General features: G+C 71.9%; 24 protein-coding genes and 1 tRNA gene. 14 read left to right on the top strand and 11 right to left on the bottom strand.

From position 1 onward, the window contains the following. The first annotated feature begins 4 nt into the window (after positions 1–4). The gene (locus ABZ342_RS01490) at positions 5–925 is read left to right on the top strand and encodes a 3-hydroxyacyl-CoA dehydrogenase NAD-binding domain-containing protein (RefSeq protein ID WP_360468106.1); all 921 of its coding nucleotides are present in this window, start codon (positions 5–7) and stop codon (positions 923–925) included. A gap of 1 nt (position 926) precedes the next feature. After that, the gene (locus ABZ342_RS01495; protein WP_360468107.1) at positions 927–2,117 is read left to right on the top strand and encodes an acyl-CoA dehydrogenase family protein; all 1,191 of its coding nucleotides are present in this window, start codon (positions 927–929) and stop codon (positions 2,115–2,117) included. 4 nt (positions 2,118–2,121) lie between these two features. Here the strand turns inward: ABZ342_RS01495 and ABZ342_RS01500 are convergent, their stop codons facing one another. Further along, positions 2,122–3,321, bottom strand: coding sequence for an LCP family protein (locus ABZ342_RS01500; protein WP_360468108.1), 1,200 nt, complete (start codon positions 3,319–3,321; stop codon positions 2,122–2,124). A gap of 206 nt (positions 3,322–3,527) precedes the next feature. Next, positions 3,528–4,268: an SDR family NAD(P)-dependent oxidoreductase gene (locus tag ABZ342_RS01505; RefSeq protein ID WP_360468109.1), complete on the bottom strand. Its 741-nt coding sequence runs from the start codon at positions 4,266–4,268 to the stop codon at positions 3,528–3,530. A gap of 98 nt (positions 4,269–4,366) precedes the next feature. Between ABZ342_RS01505 and ABZ342_RS01510 the strand changes: the two genes are divergently transcribed. Then, complete coding sequence (locus ABZ342_RS01510) at positions 4,367–5,344, top strand: RNA polymerase subunit sigma-70 (protein ID WP_360468110.1); 978 nt, start codon at positions 4,367–4,369, stop codon at positions 5,342–5,344. Between the two features lie 211 nt (positions 5,345–5,555). Here ABZ342_RS01510 and ABZ342_RS01515 read toward each other — a convergent pair whose 3' ends face one another. Then, positions 5,556–5,819, bottom strand: coding sequence for a WhiB family transcriptional regulator (locus ABZ342_RS01515; protein ID WP_155545928.1), 264 nt, complete (start codon positions 5,817–5,819; stop codon positions 5,556–5,558). Positions 5,820–6,410: 591 nt separating this feature from the next. Between ABZ342_RS01515 and ABZ342_RS01520 the strand changes: the two genes are divergently transcribed. After that, the gene (locus tag ABZ342_RS01520; RefSeq protein ID WP_155545927.1) at positions 6,411–6,899 is read left to right on the top strand and encodes a sigma-70 family RNA polymerase sigma factor; all 489 of its coding nucleotides are present in this window, start codon (positions 6,411–6,413) and stop codon (positions 6,897–6,899) included. Positions 6,900–7,117: 218 nt separating this feature from the next. After that, positions 7,118–7,642, top strand: a complete 525-nt coding sequence (locus ABZ342_RS01525) for a sigma-70 family RNA polymerase sigma factor (protein ID WP_230862951.1) — start codon at positions 7,118–7,120, stop codon at positions 7,640–7,642. Here the strand turns inward: ABZ342_RS01525 and ABZ342_RS01530 are convergent. Then, positions 7,639–8,472, bottom strand: coding sequence for a LysR substrate-binding domain-containing protein (locus ABZ342_RS01530; RefSeq protein ID WP_155545925.1), 834 nt, complete (start codon positions 8,470–8,472; stop codon positions 7,639–7,641). The two genes, ABZ342_RS01525 and ABZ342_RS01530, sit on opposite strands and share 4 nt — an antisense overlap. A 138-nt stretch (positions 8,473–8,610) precedes the next feature. Here ABZ342_RS01530 and ABZ342_RS01535 point away from each other — a divergent pair, with 138 nt between their 5' ends. The 3 genes from ABZ342_RS01535 to ABZ342_RS01545 all read left to right on the top strand — a co-directional run bounded on the left by ABZ342_RS01535 (position 8,611) and on the right by ABZ342_RS01545 (position 10,774). Further along, positions 8,611–9,636, top strand: a complete 1,026-nt coding sequence (locus tag ABZ342_RS01535; protein WP_360468149.1) for a bile acid:sodium symporter family protein — start codon at positions 8,611–8,613, stop codon at positions 9,634–9,636. Positions 9,637–9,695: 59 nt separating this feature from the next. Beyond that, positions 9,696–10,217: a dihydrofolate reductase family protein gene (locus ABZ342_RS01540; protein WP_360468111.1), complete on the top strand. Its 522-nt coding sequence runs from the start codon at positions 9,696–9,698 to the stop codon at positions 10,215–10,217. 71 nt (positions 10,218–10,288) lie between these two features. After that, positions 10,289–10,774, top strand: coding sequence for a hypothetical protein (locus ABZ342_RS01545; RefSeq protein ID WP_360468112.1), 486 nt, complete (start codon positions 10,289–10,291; stop codon positions 10,772–10,774). Positions 10,775–10,788: 14 nt separating this feature from the next. Here the strand turns inward: ABZ342_RS01545 and ABZ342_RS01550 are convergent, their stop codons facing one another. Then, positions 10,789–11,064 carry a hypothetical protein gene (locus tag ABZ342_RS01550; RefSeq protein ID WP_155545924.1) on the bottom strand — a complete coding sequence of 92 codons (276 nt, stop codon included), beginning with the start codon at positions 11,062–11,064 and terminating at the stop codon, positions 10,789–10,791. A gap of 187 nt (positions 11,065–11,251) precedes the next feature. On the opposite strand from ABZ342_RS01550, the gene ABZ342_RS01555 reads away from it, so the two are divergent. Then, positions 11,252–11,325 (top strand) — tRNA-Ile (locus ABZ342_RS01555). A 171-nt stretch (positions 11,326–11,496) separates the two neighbouring features. Here ABZ342_RS01555 and ABZ342_RS01560 read toward each other — a convergent pair. The 3 genes from ABZ342_RS01560 to ABZ342_RS01570 are packed head-to-tail and all read right to left on the bottom strand — an operon-like array spanning position 11,497 to position 13,919. Further along, positions 11,497–12,087 (bottom strand): dihydrofolate reductase family protein, encoded by a 591-nt coding sequence (locus ABZ342_RS01560; protein ID WP_360468113.1) that lies wholly within the window; start codon positions 12,085–12,087, stop codon positions 11,497–11,499. Next, positions 12,084–12,899: a metalloregulator ArsR/SmtB family transcription factor gene (locus ABZ342_RS01565; RefSeq protein ID WP_360468114.1), complete on the bottom strand. Its 816-nt coding sequence runs from the start codon at positions 12,897–12,899 to the stop codon at positions 12,084–12,086. The genes ABZ342_RS01560 and ABZ342_RS01565 overlap by 4 nt, the downstream gene beginning before the upstream one ends. 33 nt (positions 12,900–12,932) lie before the next feature. Next, the gene (locus tag ABZ342_RS01570) at positions 12,933–13,919 is read right to left on the bottom strand and encodes a hypothetical protein (protein ID WP_360468115.1); all 987 of its coding nucleotides are present in this window, start codon (positions 13,917–13,919) and stop codon (positions 12,933–12,935) included. Positions 13,920–14,098: 179 nt separating this feature from the next. Between ABZ342_RS01570 and ABZ342_RS01575 the strand changes: the two genes are divergently transcribed. Then, positions 14,099–15,103 (top strand): hypothetical protein, encoded by a 1,005-nt coding sequence (locus tag ABZ342_RS01575; protein ID WP_360468116.1) that lies wholly within the window; start codon positions 14,099–14,101, stop codon positions 15,101–15,103. Here the strand turns inward: ABZ342_RS01575 and ABZ342_RS01580 are convergent. Both ABZ342_RS01580 and ABZ342_RS01585 read right to left on the bottom strand, forming a co-directional pair. Beyond that, positions 15,029–15,349, bottom strand: coding sequence for a hypothetical protein (locus tag ABZ342_RS01580; protein ID WP_360468117.1), 321 nt, complete (start codon positions 15,347–15,349; stop codon positions 15,029–15,031). The genes ABZ342_RS01575 and ABZ342_RS01580 overlap by 75 nt on opposite strands. 62 nt (positions 15,350–15,411) lie before the next feature. Continuing rightward, entirely contained in the window at positions 15,412–15,927 is a 516-nt protein-coding gene (locus tag ABZ342_RS01585) for a hypothetical protein (RefSeq protein ID WP_155545920.1), read from the bottom strand. A gap of 207 nt (positions 15,928–16,134) precedes the next feature. On the opposite strand from ABZ342_RS01585, the gene ABZ342_RS01590 reads away from it, so the two are divergent. Beyond that, positions 16,135–16,416, top strand: a complete 282-nt coding sequence (locus ABZ342_RS01590; protein WP_360468118.1) for an isoamylase — start codon at positions 16,135–16,137, stop codon at positions 16,414–16,416. A 30-nt stretch (positions 16,417–16,446) separates the two neighbouring features. On the opposite strand, the gene ABZ342_RS01595 is transcribed toward ABZ342_RS01590, so the two are convergent. Continuing rightward, a complete protein-coding gene (locus ABZ342_RS01595) occupies positions 16,447–17,169 on the bottom strand; it encodes a LysR substrate-binding domain-containing protein (RefSeq protein ID WP_360468119.1) in 723 nt (240 codons plus the stop codon). A gap of 42 nt (positions 17,170–17,211) precedes the next feature. On the opposite strand from ABZ342_RS01595, the gene ABZ342_RS01600 reads away from it, so the two are divergent. From ABZ342_RS01600 to ABZ342_RS01610, 3 genes are all read left to right on the top strand, one after another. Beyond that, on the top strand, positions 17,212–17,583 hold the full coding sequence (locus tag ABZ342_RS01600; RefSeq protein WP_155545917.1) for a DUF5997 family protein: 372 nt from the start codon (positions 17,212–17,214) through the stop codon (positions 17,581–17,583). After that, positions 17,580–18,785, top strand: a complete 1,206-nt coding sequence (locus tag ABZ342_RS01605) for an aminotransferase class V-fold PLP-dependent enzyme (RefSeq protein ID WP_360468150.1) — start codon at positions 17,580–17,582, stop codon at positions 18,783–18,785. Before ABZ342_RS01600 ends, ABZ342_RS01605 begins: the two co-directional genes overlap by 4 nt. A gap of 77 nt (positions 18,786–18,862) precedes the next feature. After that, positions 18,863–19,300: a MarR family transcriptional regulator gene (locus ABZ342_RS01610; RefSeq protein ID WP_360468120.1), complete on the top strand. Its 438-nt coding sequence runs from the start codon at positions 18,863–18,865 to the stop codon at positions 19,298–19,300. Positions 19,301–19,310: the final 10 nt, after the last annotated feature.

Genomic DNA, 19,310 nt, shown 5'->3' on the forward strand with positions numbered 1-19,310 from the left:
TTGCATGAATGACACAGTCGTGAAGAACGCCGCAGTCATCGGCGCCGGCACCATCGGCCTGTCCTGGACGGCACTGTTCGCCCACCACGGCCTGACCGTCCGGGTCACCGATCCCCGTCCCGACCTCGCCGAAGCCGTCGAAGAGGCGCTGGCCCAGTTCGCTCCGCACCTCGGCACGACCGCCGCCGACTTGGCGAGCCGGGTCCGGATCGCCGCCGACGTCACCGAAGCCGTGCGGGACGCGGATGTCGTGCAGGAGAACGGACCCGAGAGCGTCGAGTTCAAAAAGGACCTGTTCGCCAAGCTGGAGCAGGAAGCCCCGGCCCACGCACTGTTGCTGAGTTCGTCGAGCGCCATCCCGTCCACGGCCTTCACCGAAGAGATCGACGGAACGCGGGTCCTCATCGGACACCCGTTCAACCCGCCGCACCTGATCCCCCTGGTCGAGGTCGTCCCCGGCGAGCACACCAGCGAGGAGTCGGTGGACAAGGCCGTCGAGTTCTACACCTCCCTCCGCCGGACGCCGGTCGTGGAGCGCAAGGAGATCCCCGGGTTCGTCGGCAACCGGCTGCAGAACGCGTTGAGCCGCGAGGCCATCTACCTCGTCGAGCAGGGCGTGGTGACGCCGGAGGACCTGGACAAGGTCATCACGAACTCACTCGGGATCCGCTGGGCGACCGTCGGGCCGTTCCTCGGCTCGCACCTCGGTGGCGGCCCCGGCGGCTACCGGCACATGGCCGAGCACATCGGCAAGTCCATGAAGAAGATGTGGGCCGGCCTGGGCACCCCCAGCCAGAGCCCGGAAGAGCAGGAACGGCTCATCGAAGCCGTCGAACAGGCTTACGGCTCCTCCACGTACTCGGAACTCGCCGAGACGCGCGACCGCAAGCAGCTCGCAGTGCTACACGCAGTGGAGGAGAACTGACATGGAACCGCTCAAGGACAAGCTGACCGCCGACTTCTACGACTTCGAGGCGCTGCTCCCGGACGACGAGCGCAAGCTGCTCGTCCAGGCCCGCGAGTTCATGACCAACGACGTCAAGCCGCTGGTGAACGAGAACTGGGAAGCCGGCACCTTCCCGAAGGAACTGATCGGGATGTTCCGCGAGAGCGGCCTCGCCGGCCTGCCCTACGAGGGCTACGGCGAGCACAAGCCCGCGGTCAGCCACCTGCTCACCGGCATGATGGCGATGGAGATGAGCCGCACGGACGCGTCGGTCGCGACGTTCTTCGGTGTCCACAACGGACTCGCGATGTACTCGATCTACAGTGGAGGCAGCCAGGAGCAGCGCGACCGCTGGCTTCCCGAGATGGCCGCGATGGACAAGATCGGCGCGTTCGCGATGACCGAGCCGCTCGGCGGGTCCGATGTGGCCGGTGGCATGCGCACCACAGTCAAGCGCGACGGCGACACCTGGATCCTCAACGGCGCCAAGAAGTGGATCGGCAACGCGACCTTCGCCGACTACATCGTCGTCTGGGCGCGCGACGTCGACGACAACCACGTCAAGGGTTTCGTCGTCGAGAAGGACATGCCGGGCTTCGTGCCGGAGAAGATCGAGGGCAAGATCGCGTTCCGGATCGTCGAGAACGCCGAGATCACCCTCACCGACGTCCGCGTGCCGGAGGCGAACCGCCTGCAGGGCATCAACGGCTTCCGCGACGTCGCCGAGATCCTGCGCGCCACCCGCGGCGGCGTCGCGTGGCAGGCCCTCGGGGTGGCGATCGGCGCCTACGAAGCCGCGCTCGCCTACGCCCAGGAGCGGCAGCAGTTCGGCCGGCCGATCGCGCGGTTCCAGCTGGTGCAGGACCTGCTCGTGAAGAGCCTCGGCAACATCACCGCGTCGTGGGGCATGCTCGTGCAGCTCGCCCGGCTGCAGGACGCGGGCATCTTCAAGGACGAGCACTCGTCGCTCGCCAAGGCGTTCGTCACCTCGCGGATGCGTGAGGTCGTCGCCTGGAGCCGGGAGATCTTCGGCGGCAACGGGATCGTGCTCGGCTACGACGTCGCGCGGTTCTTCGCCGACGCCGAGGCGATCTACTCGTTCGAAGGCACGCGCGAGATGAACACGCTGATCGTCGGGAAGGCGATCACCGGGCAGAGCGCGTTCGTGTAAGAAGTCAGTTCACGCAGCCGGCGGCCGTACTGGTCGCCGGCTGCTTCGCGTTCGAGGACGTCTGCGTGGCGGTCGCCGCGACCGGCTTGACGCCGCCGGTGATGTCGTCGCCCGAAGCCTGGACCGCCGGCGTGCTGATCGCCGTGCGCACGAACTGCTGGACCTGCGCCGGGTCGACCTTCACCGCGTCGCCGTCGGACGGCGTCGCCAGCGAGAGGCTCTGCACCGGGATCGTGGCGAACGCGATCGCCCCGGAGCTCATCCCCCGCAGCTGCTGGGCGAAGCTGAGCACGTCCCAGCCCTGGTCCAGCACGACCGAGCCCTGCACCGCGCCGACCAGCGCGGAGAGCTTCGACGGGTCGGTGAACGTGCCCGCGCTCAGCACCTTCTTGGCCATCCCGGAGAGGAACGCCTGCTGCCGCGCGATCCGGTCGAGGTCACCGTTGGTCAGGCCGTGGCGTTGCCGGACGAAGGCGAGCGCCTGCGCCCCGGACAGCGTCTGCGGGCCGGCCGCGAAGTCCGCGCCGGAGTAGCTGTCGTGCACCGGGGCCTTGAGGCAGACCTCGACGCCGCCGACGGCCTGCGACAGCGCGTCGAAGCCGGCGAGGTTGATGGCCGCGTAGTGGTTGATCGTCAGCCCGGTGAACTTCTCGATCGTCTGGATCGCGGTCTTCGCGCCGGCCTCGTTCGCCGCCACCTCCAGCCGCGCGCCGGACAGGCCCTGGGCGCGCAACCCGGACATCGCGGCGTTCTTGCCACGGCTGTAGGCCGAGTTGATCTTGTGCTTGCCGTACCCGCCCGCGATGTCCACATAGGAGTCACGCGGGATCGAGATCGCCGTCGCCGCGGCGCCGCCCGCCGGGATGTGGACCACGATCATCGTGTCGGTGGTGTCGCCGCCGTCGTCGCCGCTGCCGGCGTGAAGGGCATCGAGCACGTTCTGCGGCAACGGGTTGCCGTACGCGTCGGTGCGCGCGTCGATCCCGACGAGCAGGACGTTCTGGGCGACCTTGAGCGGTTCGCCGGGCATGGTGTCTTCGTCCTCGACCTGCCCGGAGGGCGAAATGACGTTGGCCGTGACGAGGCCGTGGTCGAGCTTGCTCAGCTGCGCCCAGGCGTACCCGGTGGCGCCGAGCACCAGCGCCGACACGACGCCGAGCGCGACCCGCACGCCGAGGCGACGCCCCCGGGACGACAGCAGCACTACACTTCCCCTTGCTTCCCTGTGGTGAACCTCCGACCCCACCTTCGAGGATCACCGGGTTAGCTGGGAATCAGCTGAGAAAGTTGTCGAAATGCTGTGACGCTGCCCGATCGGCCGAGCTGATCCCAGCCGATCGGCCGATATCGCGACGGAAAGTACCGGCGCGCACACGAAAACGTGCTGTGGGCGTGGCCACAACCGCGCGGCTAGCGCCGCATCCGGCGCCAGATCGCGCGCGGCAGCAAGCGCATTCCGAAGAAGACCGGACGGAGTACGCCGGGCACCCAGACGACCCTGCGGCGCTTGCGCAGAGCCGCGACGGTCGCGTCGGCCACCTGCGCCGGCGTGCTCGAGAACGGCGCCGGGCTCATGCCCTCGGTCATCCGCCCGATCACGAACCCGGGCCGGACGAGCAGGAGGTGGACGCCGGAGCCGTGGAGGGCGTCGGCGAGGCCGCTCGCGAAGCCGTCGAGGCCGGCCTTCGCCGAGCCGTAGACGTAGTTCGCGCGCCGCACGCGCACCCCGGCGACGGAGGAGAACACGACGAGGCTGCCGTGACCCTGGGCGCGCAGCAGGTTCGCGGCGTGGGTCAGCACGCCGACCTGGGCGACGTAGTCGGTGTGGACGATCGCGGCGGCGTGGGCGGCGTCTTCTTCGGCGCGCGCCTGGTCGCCGAGGATGCCGAAGGCGAGCACGACGACGTCCACAGGCCCGTGCTCGGCGGCGACCTTCTCGAGGAAGGGGCCGTGGGCGGCGAGGTCGTCGGCGTCGAACTCGGCCGTCTCGACGGTCTCGGCCCCGACTCCGCGGAGGGCGGCCGTGGCGGCGGTCAGGTCCGCGCCCGGCCGGGCGGCCAGGACGAACCGCCGGTGGTCGCCGGCCAGGCGTTCCGCCACCGCCCGTCCGATTTCGCTGCGTCCGCCCAGTACCAGCACCGTTCCGCTCACGGGGGCATTCTCCCAGCTCCCGGGAACGGCCGCGCGAGCGGCCGGATCCGCCGTCGCGAAACCTGACTCCCGCCGCCCGTGTGCGCTAGCGTGCGCGGGTGGGCCACGTTCCGGACTTCGAGACGGTCGTCGCACGGCATCGGCGGGAGATCCAGGTGCACTGCTACCGGATGCTCGGCTCGCTGAGCGACGCCGAAGACCTCGCCCAGGAGACCTTCCTGCGCGCGTGGAAGGCCCGTGACCGGTTCGAAGGCCGGTCCGGCGTGCGGACCTGGCTGTACCGGATCGCGACGAACGCCTGCCTCGACGTCCTCGCGCGGCGGCCGCGGCGGGTGCTGCCCGACCAGCTCGGGCCCGCCGGCGAACCCGAGGGTCCCCTCGCCGCACTGGACCTGCCGTGGCTCGAACCCGTCCCGGACCGGCTGCTGGACGAGGCCGGGCCGGACGCCGTCGTCGTCGAGCGGGAGACGATCGAGCTGGCCTACCTCGCGGCCGTCCAGTACCTGCCGCCGCGGCAGCGGGCAGTGCTCGTCCTGCGGGACGTCCTGGGCTGGTCGGCGAAGGAGACGGCGGACCTGCTGGAGACGAGCGTCGCGTCGGCGAACAGCGCGCTGCAGCGCGCCCGGGCGACCCTGCGTGAGCGGCTGCCCGCGCACCGTGCCGAATGGACGGCCGGCACCGCGACGGCCGGGGAAACCGCGCTGCTCAAGCGGTTCATCGCGGCCTACGAAGCGGGCGATCCCCAAGCGGTCGCCCGGCTGCTGCACGAAGAGGCCCGCGCCGTCATGCCGCCGTACGCGCTGTGGTTCGACAGCGGCGCGTCGATCGTGCGGGCGCTGTCACTGTCGCTCGACCCCGCGTCACCGCACTGCGTCGGCCGCTTCCGGATGCGGCCGACGCGCGCCAACCGCCAGCCCGCGGTCGCGACCTGGCTCCGGCGCCCGGGCGAGGACGAGTACCGCTGGTTCGGGGTGTCCCTGCTGACGGTCGAGGACGGGCTGATCACGGAACTGGCCGCCTTCGAGTCCGTCCCGGCGGCGGTGTGGGGACTGCCGGAAACCTGGCGCGACGAGTGAGCACGATGACCTCGGGTGCCCGCGACCGGTATCGCACCGATGACCGGCGCGTGCATTCGGTAGTGCATCGCTCACCCGTGAAGGCGTGAAAAAGCCCGGGCGGATGATTCACGGGGAATCACCCGCCCGGGCGCACACCATCCGGAAAGAAATTCTTCCGATTTCGGTGTTCGGCTTCCTGGCCGCCGGGAAGAGGTCACCGGGCAGCGGATCAAGCAGCTCGGTGCCGCTGCGGCGCGGTACGCGTCAGCCGGCGTCGGTCCTCGGCGGTGGTCCCGCCGAAAACACCGTGGTCCAGGCCGTTGTCGAGCGCGTAGCCGAGGCATTCGGCGCGCACCGGGCAGCGTGCGCACACGGCCTTGGCCTGCGCCGTCTGCCGGGCGCCGGGGCCCATGGCGGAGATCGGGAAGAACAGTTCCGGGTCCTCGTCCTTGCAGGCCGCGAGTTCCGCCCAGCCCGTCATCGTGGCTTCCATTTCCTTCGTTCACCTCCCTCTGCTTCTACTGTTTCCCATTGTCGTGGCGCGTCAACCGACTTGACCGCTGCGGACGCGCGAGCTTAACCGCGTCGGTCAAGGGGGTTTTGGCTTCGGTCCCCGGCTCACCCTCCGGGCAACCAAGACTGCAACACATGAGAGTACGCCTTCCTTCCCGGGATCTCGATGTCGATCACGTCACCCGATCGGCGAGAGCGGACTCCGGCGCGGCCGCGCGGCGGTCGCCGGCAACCGGCGCTTTTCCCGGCACCCGCACGGCTTTCCCGATCGGGGTGTGCCGGGCCGCCGTCAGCGGGCCGGTGTCCGGAATCCGCCGTTCGCGGCTCGGCGCGCGCGTCTCCGGCCGCCGGCGACAGCCGCCTCGATCCGGACCGGGAGCGGCGGGCGATGGGTCGTGTCCCGTGGAGTCATCGAGTTTGGGTACCCGAGATGCCCGCACCCATTCGTCACCGGTCGTCACCGATCCGGAGCAGTTCATTACTCCTACCGAGCAGTCTTGATCGAATCGTTACACGTAGCGGTCACCTCAGCGCACTTGTTCCAGTGGAGGCGAGGGGTGGTGAGGGGTCCGTGTGGGCTGACGACGATTTCGACGCGTTCTTCCGCGCCGACTTCCCCCCGCTCGTGGCGTTCCTGTGCAAAGCCGGGTTCGAGGCCGAGCTGGCCCGCGACATCGCCGCCGAGGCGATGCTGCACGCGCTGGAGGCGTGGCCGACCCTCGAAGACCCGCGAGCCTGGGTCCGCCGCGTCGCCGGGCGGCTGCTCGACGCGGTGGACGACGCGCGCACCGACTGGACCGCGGCGGGCGATCCACAGGACGACGAGAAGCTGGCCGCCCTGGTCGACCAGCACGCGGGGCTCATCGACCTGCTCGCCTCCCTGCCCGGGCAGCAGCGCTTGGTCCTCGCCTGGTCACTCGACGGCTTCACGCCGACGCAGATCGCGAAGGCGCTGCGCATCGCGCCCGCGACCGTCCGCTCCAACCTCCGCCACGTGCGGGAACGCCTCAGGCGCCACCGGGCCGCACCGCCCGGCGATCAGCGGGACAGGGAAGGGTGAGCACCATGCCGGCAACCGAGTACGGGAACCCCGCGATCACCGAGCTGCTGCGGGAGTCCAACGCCGCGCTGCACGACTCGCTGCGGTCCGGCCTCGACGTGGAGGGCACCCTGCTCCGGGTGCGCAGCCGCGCCCTCGTCCGCGAGATAGCCGCGGCGCAGCCCCCCGAGGCGTTCCCCGCGCACTGGCGGCGGCACGACGAGCCGGTCGCCGACGCCATCGCCGGCGACCACGCCGCGACCGCCCGCCTGCTCGCCACCATCCGGCCGCTGGTGGTCCGCTACTGCCGGGCCCGCGTCGGACGGCAGGAGCGCTCGTTCGCCTCGGCCGACGACGTCGCCCAGGAGGTGTGCGTGGCCGTGCTGACCGCGCTGCCGTCCTACCGCGACCAGGGGCGCCCGTTCCTCGCGTTCGTCTACGGCATCGCCCAGCACAAGGTCGCCGACGCCCACCGCGCGGCGGCCCGCAACCGCTCCGACCCGGTCCCGGAGGTCCCCGACGGAGTGTCCGAAGCGGACGGTCCGGAGCAGCACGCCCTCCGGTTCGAGCTGAACGAACGGCTGGCGCGGCTGCTGGACGTGCTGCCCGCGAAGCAGCGGGAGATCGTCGTGCTGCGGGTGGTCGTCGGGCTGTCCGCGGAGGAGACGGCCTCGGCGGTGGGCTCGACGCCCGGCGCCGTCCGCGTCGCCCAGCACCGCGCGCTGGCCCGGCTCCGAAGACTCCTGACGGGAGAAGAGGACTAGCGCCGCACGCGGTCCAGGACGAACTCCTCCAGGGCCGCGGCCGGCCCTTCGGTCGACTCGCGGGCCAGCAGCATGAACTCGATCTCGCCAGGCTCGGGCAGGCCGTCGAGCTCGATGAGGTCGGCGGGCACCAGGCTGCGCGCGTGCAGGGTGACGCCGAGCCCGGCCGCCGCCGCGGCACGCAGACCGGTGAGGCTCGACGTCTGGCACGCGGCCCGCCACTCCAGGCCCGCGCGTTCGAGGCACTCCACCGCGAGCTGTCGCGTGATCGACGGCATCGGGTACTGCACCAGCGGCACCGGCTGGCCGGGCTCCAGCACCGTCGCCGCCGAGCCGATCCAGACCAGCGGCTCGCGCCAGAGCAGCCGGCCGTGGTGGGTGCCCGGGCGGCGCTTGCCCAGCACCAGGTCCAGCTGACCGGCGCGCAGCCGCTGCGCGAGGACGTCCGACAGCTCGACGGTCAGCTCGACGTCCACCAGCGGATGGCTGCGGCGCAACCGGTGCAGGATCTCCGGCAGCTCGCCGAGCGCGAAGTCCTCCGAGACGCCGAAGCGCACGCGGCCGCGCAGCTCGGCGCCGCGGAAGTGCCGCTCGGCACGCTCTTCGGTGTCGACGATCGTCTGCGCGAACCCCAGCATCGCCTGCCCGCGCGCGGTGAGCTCGACGGTGTGGGTGTCGCGGGCGAAGAGCAGGCCGCCCGAGTCGCGCTCCAGGCGCCGGACGTGCTGGCTGACCGTCGGCTGGCCGACCCCCAGCCGCCGCGCGGCCGCGGTGAAGCTGCGCGTCTCGGCGACGGCGAGGAACGAACGGCACAGGCGCGGGTCCAGCACCGGGTCACTTTATCGCGATCCGCGATGACAGTCAGTCCGGTCATCGGGGTTCACAATGAACGCGGCGTCGCCGAAAATGGCTCCGGAAGGAGATCCATGTCCCGGTTCAGTGAGACCTGTTCAGCCGTCGCCCGCCGCATGACTTCTGCGCCGGTTGGCCGTTCGCGCGGGGGACGCGGCGGGCCGGCCAGAACAGGCCTCAGACTCGACCCGTTCGTCCTCGCCATCCTCGCCACCGTCGGGGTCGCCACGCTGCTGCCCGCTTCGGGCGGCGTAGCGGACGGCTTCAGCACCGCCACCACGATCGCCGTCGGGCTGCTGTTCTTCCTGTACGGCGCCCGGTTGTCCACGCAGGAGGCCCTCGACGGGCTGCGGCACTGGCGGCTGCACGCGGTCGTGCTGGCCGCGACGTTCGTGCTGTTCCCGCTGCTCGGCCTGGCGCTGTTCCTGCTGCCGTCGTCGGTGCTGCCGGCCCAGCTCGCCGCCGGTGTGCTGTTCTTGGCCGTGCTGCCCTCGACCGTGCAGTCGTCGATCGCGTTCACGTCGATCGCCCGCGGCAACGTCGCGGCGGCGATCTGCAGCGCGTCGCTGTCCAACCTGGCCGGGATCGTGCTCACGCCGCTGCTGGTCGCGCTGCTGCTGTCGGGGGACGGCGCCGGCGTCGACGGTTCGGCCGTGCTCGGCATTGTGCTGCAGCTGCTCGCGCCGTTCGTCGCGGGCCAGCTGGCGCGGCGCTGGATCGGCGACTGGATCACGCGGAATTCGGCGCCGCTCAAGCTGTTCGACCGCGGCTCGATCCTGCTGGTGGTCTACACGGCGTTCAGCGCGGGCATGGTCGAAGGCATCTGGCACCGGCTCGACGCCGGCCACCTGCTGGTGCTCGTGGGCGTGTGCTGCGTGCTGCTCGCGGCGGTGCTGGGCGCGACCGGCTGGGGCGCTCGCGTGCTGGGCTTCGCCCGCGCCGACCGCATCACGATCGTGTTCTGCGGGTCGAAGAAGAGCCTGGCCAGCGGCCTGCCGATGGCGACGGTGCTGTTCGGGCACGCGCAGGTGGGGCTGATCGTGCTGCCGTTGATGCTGTTCCACCAGATTCAGCTGATCGTGTGCGCGACGCTGGCCCGCCGGTACGCGCGCTCGGCTTCGCCGGAACTCGTGCCCGCCTGACCGATGAGCTTTCCGGGTGGGGCCGGTCAGTACCGGTACCCCCTACGGAAGGCGCCACCATGGCCAAGGTCCTCTACCACATCACGATGTCCCTCGACGGCTTCGTCGCCGGGCCCGCCGACGACATGACGTGGCTCGCCGGCCTGCACACCGGCCCGAACCCGGCCGTTTCGCGACTTCTCGGCGAGCTCGGGGCGGTGGTGATGGGCCACCACACGTACGCACCGGCGACAACGGCGGAGGGCCGGGTGTACGGCGGCCGCTGGGAGGGCCCGATCTTCGTGGTGACCCGCTCCGCCGAGCCGGCACCGGGGTTCACCTTGGTCGACGACCTGGGCAAGGCCGTGGCGGCGGCGTGTTCGGCGGCCGGGGACGGGTACGTGGCGGTACTGGGTGCGACGACGGCGCGGCGGTGCCTGGAAGCGGGTCTGCTGGACGAGGTGCTGGTGCACGTGGCCCCGGTCCTGCTCGGCGACGGGGTGCGGCTGTTCGACCACCCCGGGGGGACGCTGGTGCGGCTCGAGCCGATGGAGCTGAGCAGCTCCGGGTCGATCGGCACCTGCTGGTACCGGGTGGCGTGAGCAGTCCACTGTGGACGGCGTAACGGCGGAGCGCGGCCGGGCGACTCCAGGGGCCCGAGGGAGGGATCATCATGACGCGAAAAGCATTCGCAGCTTTGGCCGGCACCCTGGTGGTGGCCGCGGGCGCGGTGGCCTTCGCCGGCGCTTCGGCCGCCGTCGGGCCGTCGCCGGCGCCGATCGTCCAGGCGGCGCAGGCCACCTGCGTGACCGACGGCAACGGCTTCTGCACCGTTACGCACAGCCTCGGCAAGCTGCCGGAAGCGATCGTGGTGTCGCCGAACACGCCGAGCCCGTTCAACGCGTTCGTGCTCAACACGGTGCTGGGCTCGTACACCGCGACCACGTTCCAGGTGCGGGCGATGTTCACGCAGACGGCGCCGAAGACGTTCGGCCAGATCTGGTTCACCTACGCGGCTTACGGTTCGGCGACGCCACCGCCCACCACTTCAACGCCGCCACCCACAACGACAACGCCGCCGGCGACCACCACACCTCCGGCTCCGACCACCCAGCCGGATCCGACAACCACAACGACGACCGGCGGCGGCGGAACCTGAGCGGAATCCGTGACTCAGCGCGGGCGGGGCGACGGCTTCCGCAGTTCCTCGGCGAAAATGGCGTCCACGCGCCGGTTCGCTCGGCGGAGGACGCGGGCCGCCGCGCGGAGCACGTAGCCCAGTGCGAACGTGAACAGCAGGGCCAGGCCGATGGCCGCGAGGTTCGCCACGAGCGCCTCCCGGTACTGGTGCGCCAGGTAGCCCAGGCCCGCCCCGGCGATGAGTGCGTCCAGCAGCGCCAACCGCAGCGCGTACGGATCGTGCGGAGTGGCTTGCGGTGCCGTGACCATCGCTCACCCTCCCGCCGTTCCGTTCAGCGGCGACGCCCTTGCAACCTAGACGAGGCTGCGCCGGTCGGTGGCCACTTCAACCTGTTTGGCCTACCGGATCTCCCCGGATGGCCGCTGTGATAACTTGAAGCGAACTGAGTCTTCTGTGCGAATGCAAATCCCCGTGCCGCCTGCGCGCCGGGGCCAGGGGGCGGTAGCTCAGTTGGTTAGAGCAGGGGACTCATAATCCCTTGGCCGCGGGTTCGAGCCCCGCCCGCCCCACCCGAGGCGGGGATTGCTGTTCGCAATCCCGCTGGGATTGCTCCCGGTGCCCGCAGTATCCACCCGGGGGACAACCCCCGGACCCCCGGCACGTGGTGGTCCCGTCTCGTTGTTCGCCCCCGGGCCGTGGTCGGGTCTGCGTGCCGGGCTTCGTTTGTGTCTACAAAGGACTCAGGGGATGCGGTCGTAGACTGCCGCTGTTTCGCCCTGGTCGCCTGTTTCGTGGTGGGACAGGTGCCACTTCGAGGGTGGCAGGCCGTCGTCGAACAGGCGGGGACCTCCTCCCGCTATCTCCGGGCACGTCATCAAGTAGAGGCGGTCGATCAAGTTTGCCGCCAATAGTGGCTTGATGATGCTTGCGCTGCTGTTGATCAGGATGTCACCCGATCCGGTGGCTTTCAGATCCGTGATCACGTCCGCGGCCGGGGCGTTCACCAGGCGGGTGCGCTCCCACGGCGCTTCGGCCAATGTAGTCGAGAAGACAACTTTTTCCGCGTCCACCAGCCACTTCGCGTAGCCGCGGTCACGCGGGTCGGCGTTCTCGTCCGCCGCCACCGATGGCCAGAACCCCAGGAAACCTTCCGCGTTGCGGCGACCCAGGACCGCTGTCGTCGCGCCCTCGTGGATCCGGTCCAGGTGCCGTCGCGCGACCTCGGTCGTCGCGTACGCCACTATCGCGCCCAGGTCGGCGGGCCCGCCGGGACCGTGGTAGCGGCCGTCGAGCGTCACGCTCAAGTTCGCGGTGATCCTGCGACCGGTCATGGCCGTCCGCCCTTTCCTTCGAGGAGTACGTCGGTGAGGTGGTCCAGCACCTGATCCCAGCCGGTCTCGATGCCGGCGATCGCGGACACCGCCCCGACCGTCGTCGCGGTGATGCGCAGGCCGAGCCGCAACCGGGTGCCGCCCGGCACCGACACCAGCTCGAGGTCGTAGTGGCCGGTGAAGGACGCCTCGCCGGTCACCGCGAGGTCGAAGGCGAGCCGCCCCGGCTCCGTCGCGAGGCGCACCCACCCTTCGGCGTGGTACTCGCCGTCGGCGTCGCGGTAAGCGAGGACCGCGCGGCCGCCGGGCCGCGGCTCGAGAACGCAGGCGGTGACCGTCATCGACGGCGGAACCCACCACGACGCCAGCAGCTCCGGATCCGTCCAGTGCCGCCAGACGTCGTCCCGCGGCACGGCCAGCAGGCGCTCGAACGCGAACTCCCGCCCGTCCGCCCACTGATCGCGGTCCGCGGCCACGATGTCCTCTTCGATCGCCGCGCGGTACCGCGCGACGACGTCCCGCTCGCCTTCGTGCGCTTCGGTCGCCTTCGCCAGATCCGCCAGCCGGCCCGCGAACGCCCGCAGCGGCTCGGCTTCGAGGGCGTAGACGCGACGCTGCCCCAGCGGGAACACGGTGACGAGCCCGGCGCGGGCGAGCGTCTGCAGGTGCTTGGTGGCCTGCGGCTGCCGCAGGCCGGTCAGCTCGGCCAGTTCGCCGACCGACCGGGGACGCTCCGCGAGCAGCTCGACGATGTGCCAGCGCGCCGCGTCGCCCAGCGCCGCGGCGATCCCGTCCGGGGGTGGAGTGCTCACGAACGTGAGTATTCACCTATCAGAATATTCAGGTCAAGGAATATTTCGCTCCGCGACGTCGTGGGGTACCCAGCGCAACCCGTACGCGTAGCCCAGCTGCGGAGCGGCGAACTCCTGCGCCACCTCGCACGCACCGTCGAGGGTCAGCGCCGGGCCCGGCTTGGCCGGGTCGGCGAGCACCGAGGGCGGGACCCGGTCCAGCCGCCACACCGTCCACGGCAGCCGCTGGGGGTCGAACCGGACCCGCACGGTGAACGACTCGCACGTCACCAGGGGCACGAACACGTACGACGGCCGGATGGGCAGGCCGTCCCGGACCCGGATCACCAGCGCGTAGGTGTGGGTGTCCCCGCGCGCCAGCGGCCGCGGGAGGTCGAGCAGCCAGCGGAAGTGCCGCTGGCCCACGCGCTGGGCGTCGGTGATCCGGACGCCGTGCTGGGCGTCGGCGGCCACCCGCCGTTCGCCGTCGCCGCCGTCCTCGACGCGGGGCACGGTGAACTGCGCGGAGATCCGGTTCAGCCCGTCGCGCGTCGCCACGATCTGCCGCTCTTCGATCAGCTCCGGCTCGGCGGTGTCCAGCCGCACGATGGCGCGGAGCCGCTTGACGAACCAGCCCCGGTCCGGGTCGTCGGGCACGCCGTCGCCGGGCCGCAGGCCGGCCTCGATCTCGGCGGCCAGGCGCGCGAACGACCGGTCGATCCGGCGCCGGGCCGTGCGTTCCGACACCCGCAACCGGTCCGCGAGGACCCCGACGCGGTCACTGAGCAACGCGTGCTGCGCGCCGGGGGCGATGCCCAGCGCGACGTTGACCGCGAGCCGGTCGTCCGCCGGGAACTCGGCGATCGCGGCGGAAATGGCGTCACGCAGCACCCGACGCGCTTCGCGGTCGTTCGCCGTCCGGTGGATTTCGCACCAGCCGGAAACGAGCGGGCCGAGACGGCCCCGCAGCCGTTCGGTTTCCAATCCCCAGCCGCGGCGCAAAGTCGTGAGCTCGCGGAGCAACCCGTCCTCGTGTGCCATGGGTTTTCGATTGTGGCACGCGGACTTCCGCGCGATCGGGGGTGCGGGCTGCGCCGATCAGGTGATTCCGCCGGTGGCCAGTCATCGGCCAGTTCCGGCGTGATTCGGCCAGTCCGCGGCCTTTTCCCGTTCCCCGGCTGACCGACCATTTCCCCGTCGACGACATCGGGGAGGACGAGTTGCTCGACACCACGCACGCGCCCATCGGGCCGGCGGACGTCGCCGGTGTCCGCCGGCTGGCCCGCGACGGCCGCCTCGCCGGCTCGGCTTCGACCGCCCCGCCCGACGCCCTCGCCCGCTTGCGCGGCGCGGTGTACTCCGTCGCCTGGCCGCTGGTCTTCACCCGGATCACCAAGCCGCTGGAACGGCAGCGGCGGCACCCGGACTGCGCCCGCGGACTCGAATGGCTGCGGCCCGACTGCCTGGACGGCTTCCACGACGACGTCGAAGCCGTCGTGGAGCACGCGCTGCGGCGCGCGACCGACCCGATCGAGAACCTCGACGGCTGGCTGGCGACCCGGCTGAGCCCGGCGACGGTCGACGCGCACCGGCGGCGGCGCGGCGAGATCGGGGCCCTGCAACGGCCCCGCCTGCCGGCCTGGCTGAGCGAAGCCCTCGGTGGCGACCCGTGGCTGTGCGACCTCGCCGTCCAGATCCTGGTGTGGGCCGGGGTCCCGACGACCGCGGGCGCCGAGCTGTGGCCGCTGGACGGCTGGGCCGCGCGGCGCGCCGAAGTCACCGGGGCGCCGCCGGCCGGCCGCGACACGCTCGATCTCGAGGTGCGCACGGTCCTGGCCGCCATGCGCAGCCGGCCCAAGTGGCACGCCGAGCACGTCGAGCGCCCCCTCGGGCACAAGCGGGCGCCCGTCGCCCCGATGCCGGCGGACGGCGCGGCCGAGCCCACCCCGCTGCGCCTGGTCGGCCCGGACGAAGCGGACGACGCGAGGCTGGTGGGCCGGGCCGAGGAGGCGTTGCGCGCGATCGAGGCCAGGCTGGACCGCGGCCAGGACCCCGCGACGGCGGTCACCGCGGTCGTCCGGCGCGTGTTCGGCTCGACCGGGGACGCGTTGGATCGCTTGCCGCACCACGGATCCACGCGCGAAGACTGGCTAGCCACCGCTCTCGCCGACGAGGCCAGGCTCGAGCGGATCGTGGCGACCGTCCTGGAGGTCTTCGGCCGCTGAACACAACCGCGCGCCCGGCAAGTCTTCCTCGGCGCGTGCCGAACGCAAACCGGCGATGGACACGCCGCAATCCTCGGTCGCCGCCGAGCGCAACCGTGCGTCCAAGGCGTCGAACAGGACCTCCGGCGGGCACCCGGCCGCGCGCGCCCGGGTACGGGCCGAGAGCAGCTCGGCCAGCAGTACCTCGCGGATCGCCACGCGGGTCGCCTGCGGGAGTCTCGTGGGCGGGACAGCTGATGCGGCCACCCCGGCCTCCTTTCGCCCGGCGCCGGGTTCGGCCGGCCCAGCCTTCCCCTGACGGACGGCGGTCAGCGCCACCAGGCCGGCGGGGGCACCGGCAGCCGGAGCGGCACGCCGGTGTGGCGGCCGGCCCAGGAGTCGGCGAGCCAGCGGGTCAGCAGGACCGGCCCGAGCAGGCTGTCCTCCCACACCGGGGTCAGCTCGCCGGCCCGGCGCAGCATGGTTTCGGCGGTGGCGCAGAAGGAGACGATGGCGGCGACGGCGGCGTCCGCCCGTTCGCCGGGCCAAGCGACCGCGGCTCCGGAGAGGCGGGCGGGCATGGCCAGGCCGGGGCCGGTGGTGCACGTGCGGGCCAGCTGGAGCGCGAGATCGAACTCGACCGCTTCGGCGTGGGGCTGCCGGGCCCGCCAGCGGGGCGAAGCCCCGGCGGCGTGCAGCCCGGCCAGCCGGGCGGCGACCAGCCCGTCCCACACCGTCATGAGCACCCCGCGAGTGTCGGCGGGGTGGACGCCGGCGAGTTCGAGGGTGACGGCGCTGAGCCAGGCACACGGGTCCTTGACTTGACGATCGGCGGCGACGGTCACGGCACTCAGTCTCGCACCGGAAAGCACGTCCGGCAGCAAGATGATCATGGTTCGCGGCAGGACCACCCGGTCGGTGGCGAACCGTTGAGCGGCTGGGTAATTCCTTCGGGCACTGCGGGTGACCAGACCGTTACGGGTGTGCCATCATGTCGGCGCTCAGTGCCGAGCACGCCCCCTTTGTTCCCCTCTCCGAAAGGCCGTCGCCGCGTGATCAAGACCAGCAAGAGCCGGGCCGGCACCCAGCGAGTGACGTTCAGCCTCCCGGCCGGGGCACCGCCCGGGCGGGTGAGCGTCGTCGGGTCGTTCAACGACTGGACGCCCGGCCGCCACCACCTCACCACCCGCTCCAACGGCCGCCGGTCGGCGTCGGTGGACGTGCCGCCGGGAACCGTGCTCCAGTTCCGGTACCTCGGCGAGGACGGCCTGTGGTTCGACGACCCCGACCTGACCGACCGGGTGGACGGCAACTGCGTCTACTCGACGAACTGACGCACACCCGGCCCGGCGGGGCAGGCGTGCTCAGGACTTGCGGCGCGGCTTCCCGCGCTTCGGGGCCCCGCCGCCTCGCCGCGCCGGCTTCCCGGCGGACTTCGCCGCCGGCTTGCGCTCCGGACGCTTCTTCTCCGCCGGAGCCGCCGCCGGCGCGGCCTGCCGCCCGCGCGTGCTGTTGACCGTGCGGCCGCGCACGATCCCGATGAACGTCTCCATCAGGTCCGACGTCTCGTCCTCGAGCCACGACAGCGCCACGCTCGACTGCGGCGCGTCCGCGACCGTCCGGTACGTCAGGTCTCGGCGGTGGTGCAGGCGGGCCAGGGACTGCGGGACCACCAGCACCCCGACCCCCGCGGCCACCAGCTCGACCGCGTCCGCCGTGGAGTCCGGCCGCGAGACCGCGGGCCGTCCCGGGAGCGAAGTCCACTCGATCGTGTCATCCAGAGGCTGCAGCACGACCTCGTCCGCCAAGTCCGCTGTGGACACTTCGTCCGCCGCCGCGATCAGGTGGTCCTTGGCGACCACCACGACCGTCGTCTCGGTGTAGAGCGGGATCGCGTGCAGGCCGTCGCGGTCGATCGGGGACCGCAGCAGCGCCGCGTCCGCGCCGCGCGCCCGGATCAGCTCCGTCGCGTCGGCCGCCGCCACGGGAACCAGCTCGAGCGGCACGCCCGGCCGGCGCTCGGCCCACGTCCGCACCCACTTGGCGGGCGTCGCGCCCGGGACGTACGCGAGACGGAACGAGGTCACCGGGTCAGGCTACCGGGCGGGGCGCTGGCTACCCTGGACGGCATGACGTCGCACAAGACCGCCCAGACGATGAAGCCCGCGACGGCGGCGAAGAAGCTGGGCGTGTACCTCGAAGCCACGCCCCCGCAGTTCCAGGAGGGCGTCGTCTCGCGCGACGAGCTGAACGCGCTGCAGACCGACCCGCCCGAGTGGCTGCGCGAACTGCGCCGCACGGGCCCGCACCCGCGGCCGGTCGTCGCCGCGAAGCTGGGCATCTCCATCGGCGGTCTCAGCCGCGGCGGGATCACCGAGGCGCTCACCACCGAGCAGATCGAGGCGCTGAAGACGGAGAACCCCGACTGGCTGGTGCGGGAACGCGCCACGCAGGCCGAGGTGCGCAAGGAAACCGTTCGGGTCAAGGAGAAGGAGCACTGACGACGCTCGAGGAGGCCGCGCGCCTCGACGCCGCGGACGAGCTGGCCGCGTTCCGCGACCGCTTCGTCCCGATCACCGATCCCGGCGTCGTCGCCTACCTCGACGGGAACTCGCTGGGCCGTCCCCTGCGCGCGACGGCCGAGCGGCTGCAGGAGCTCGTCGCCGACCAGTGGGGCGCCCGGCTGATCCGCTCCTGGGAGGAGCGCTGGCTCGCCCTCCCCGAGCGGATCGGCGACGAGCTGGGCCGCGTCGCGCTCGGCGCCGCGCCCGGCCAGACCATCGTCGCCGACTCGACGTCCGTGTGCCTCTACAAGACGCTGCGGGCGGCGGCCGCGCTCCGGCCGGGACGCGACGAGATCGTCACCGACTCCGCCAACTTCCCCACCGACCGGTTCCTCGTCGAGAGCGTCGCCGCCGAACTCGGCCACACGGTCCGGTGGATCGAGGGTGGTGACGTCCGCCCCGAAGACGTCGCCGCCGTCGCCGGGCCGCGGACCGCCGCCATCGTGCTGTCCCATGTGGACTACCGCTCCGCCGCGATCGCCGACCTCGCGGGAATCACGCGGCTGGTGCACGACCGCGGCGCCCTCACCGTCTGGGACCTCTGCCACAGCGTCGGCTCGATCCCGGTCGAGCTGGACGCCGGTGGCGCCGACTTCGCCGTCGGCTGCACGTACAAGTTCCTCAACGCCGGGCCCGGCGCGCCCGCCTTCCTCTACGTGAACGCGCGCCACCACGCGGAGTTCGGGCAGCCGATCACCGGGTGGATGGGCGCGGCCGACACGTTCGGCATGGCCGAGCACTACGTGCCCGCGCCCGGCATCCGCCGCGCGCTGTCCGGCACGCCGCCGGTGCTGGGCATGGTGGGCGTCCAGGAAGGCGTCGCGCTGCTGGCCGAGGCCGGGATCGAGCGCGTGCGGGCCAAGGCCGTCGCGCTGGGACGGTGGGTGCTCGCCCTCGCCGACGAATGGCTCGCTCCGCTCGGCTTCACGGTGGCTTCGCCGCGCGAAGACGCCCGCCGCGGCGGGCACGTCACCCTCCGGCACCCGGACGCCGAACGGCTTTCCCGGGTGCTGATCGAGCACGGCGTGCTGATCGACTTCCGCCGTCCGGACGGCATCCGCGTCGGGCTGAGCCCGCTCACCACGGGGTTCACCGAGGTCCGGGCGGCCATGGACCGCATCCGGGAACTCGCCGCCTGACCCGCGCCGAACCGGGGCCGGCCCGGCGTCGAACCAAATAGTAGCCATGTACTTAGTAGCCATGTACTGTATCTGGCATGAGCACTCCGGGGCACCTGGTCTGGCGACTCTCCATGAAGTGGCGGGTGGCCGTCGACCGTGCCCTCGCCCCGGTGGGGCTGACGCACGCCCAGTACGTCTTCCTCTCCTCGCTCTTCGGCCTGGAGCGCGCCGGAACGACCCCGAGCCAGCGGGAACTGGCCGACCACACGGGCCTGGAAGCGCTCTACGTCTCGAAGCTCGCCCGCACCCTCGACGCCGACGGTCTCGTCGAGCGCACCCGGGACGCCGCCGACACCCGCACCATCCGGCTGCGGCTCACCGACCGCGGCCATGAAGTCGTCGAGCCGGCGATCGCGACCGTGGCCGAGCTGCTCGACCGGCTCCTCGCACCCCTCGGCGGCCGGCGGGGCGACCGCACCGCGGCCCTGGCCCGCGAGCTCACCCTCCTCCTCGACACTCCCCTGGATCCCTGAAGGGACAAGA

It is taken from the genome of Amycolatopsis sp. NPDC005961 (genome assembly GCF_040629235.1).
GTDB lineage: Bacteria > Actinomycetota > Actinomycetes > Mycobacteriales > Pseudonocardiaceae > Amycolatopsis > Amycolatopsis camponoti.

Excerpts from the sequence above, each read along its gene's own strand:
- ABZ342_RS01490 (WP_360468106.1), top strand. The coding sequence starts at position 5 with ATGAATGACACAGTCGTGAAGAACGCCGCAGTCATCGGCGCCGGCACC.
- ABZ342_RS01495 (WP_360468107.1), top strand. The coding sequence starts at position 927 with ATGGAACCGCTCAAGGACAAGCTGACCGCCGACTTCTACGACTTCGAG.
- ABZ342_RS01515 (WP_155545928.1), bottom strand. The coding sequence starts at position 5,819 with ATGGAAGCCACGATGACGGGCTGGGCGGAACTCGCGGCCTGCAAGGAC.
- ABZ342_RS01535 (WP_360468149.1), top strand. The coding sequence starts at position 8,611 with ATGACTTCTGCGCCGGTTGGCCGTTCGCGCGGGGGACGCGGCGGGCCG.
- ABZ342_RS01540 (WP_360468111.1), top strand. The coding sequence starts at position 9,696 with ATGGCCAAGGTCCTCTACCACATCACGATGTCCCTCGACGGCTTCGTC.
- ABZ342_RS01545 (WP_360468112.1), top strand. The coding sequence starts at position 10,289 with ATGACGCGAAAAGCATTCGCAGCTTTGGCCGGCACCCTGGTGGTGGCC.
- ABZ342_RS01550 (WP_155545924.1), bottom strand. The coding sequence starts at position 11,064 with ATGGTCACGGCACCGCAAGCCACTCCGCACGATCCGTACGCGCTGCGG.
- ABZ342_RS01560 (WP_360468113.1), bottom strand. The coding sequence starts at position 12,087 with ATGACCGGTCGCAGGATCACCGCGAACTTGAGCGTGACGCTCGACGGC.
- ABZ342_RS01570 (WP_360468115.1), bottom strand. The coding sequence starts at position 13,919 with ATGGCACACGAGGACGGGTTGCTCCGCGAGCTCACGACTTTGCGCCGC.
- ABZ342_RS01600 (WP_155545917.1), top strand. The coding sequence starts at position 17,212 with ATGACGTCGCACAAGACCGCCCAGACGATGAAGCCCGCGACGGCGGCG.
- ABZ342_RS01610 (WP_360468120.1), top strand. The coding sequence starts at position 18,863 with ATGAGCACTCCGGGGCACCTGGTCTGGCGACTCTCCATGAAGTGGCGG.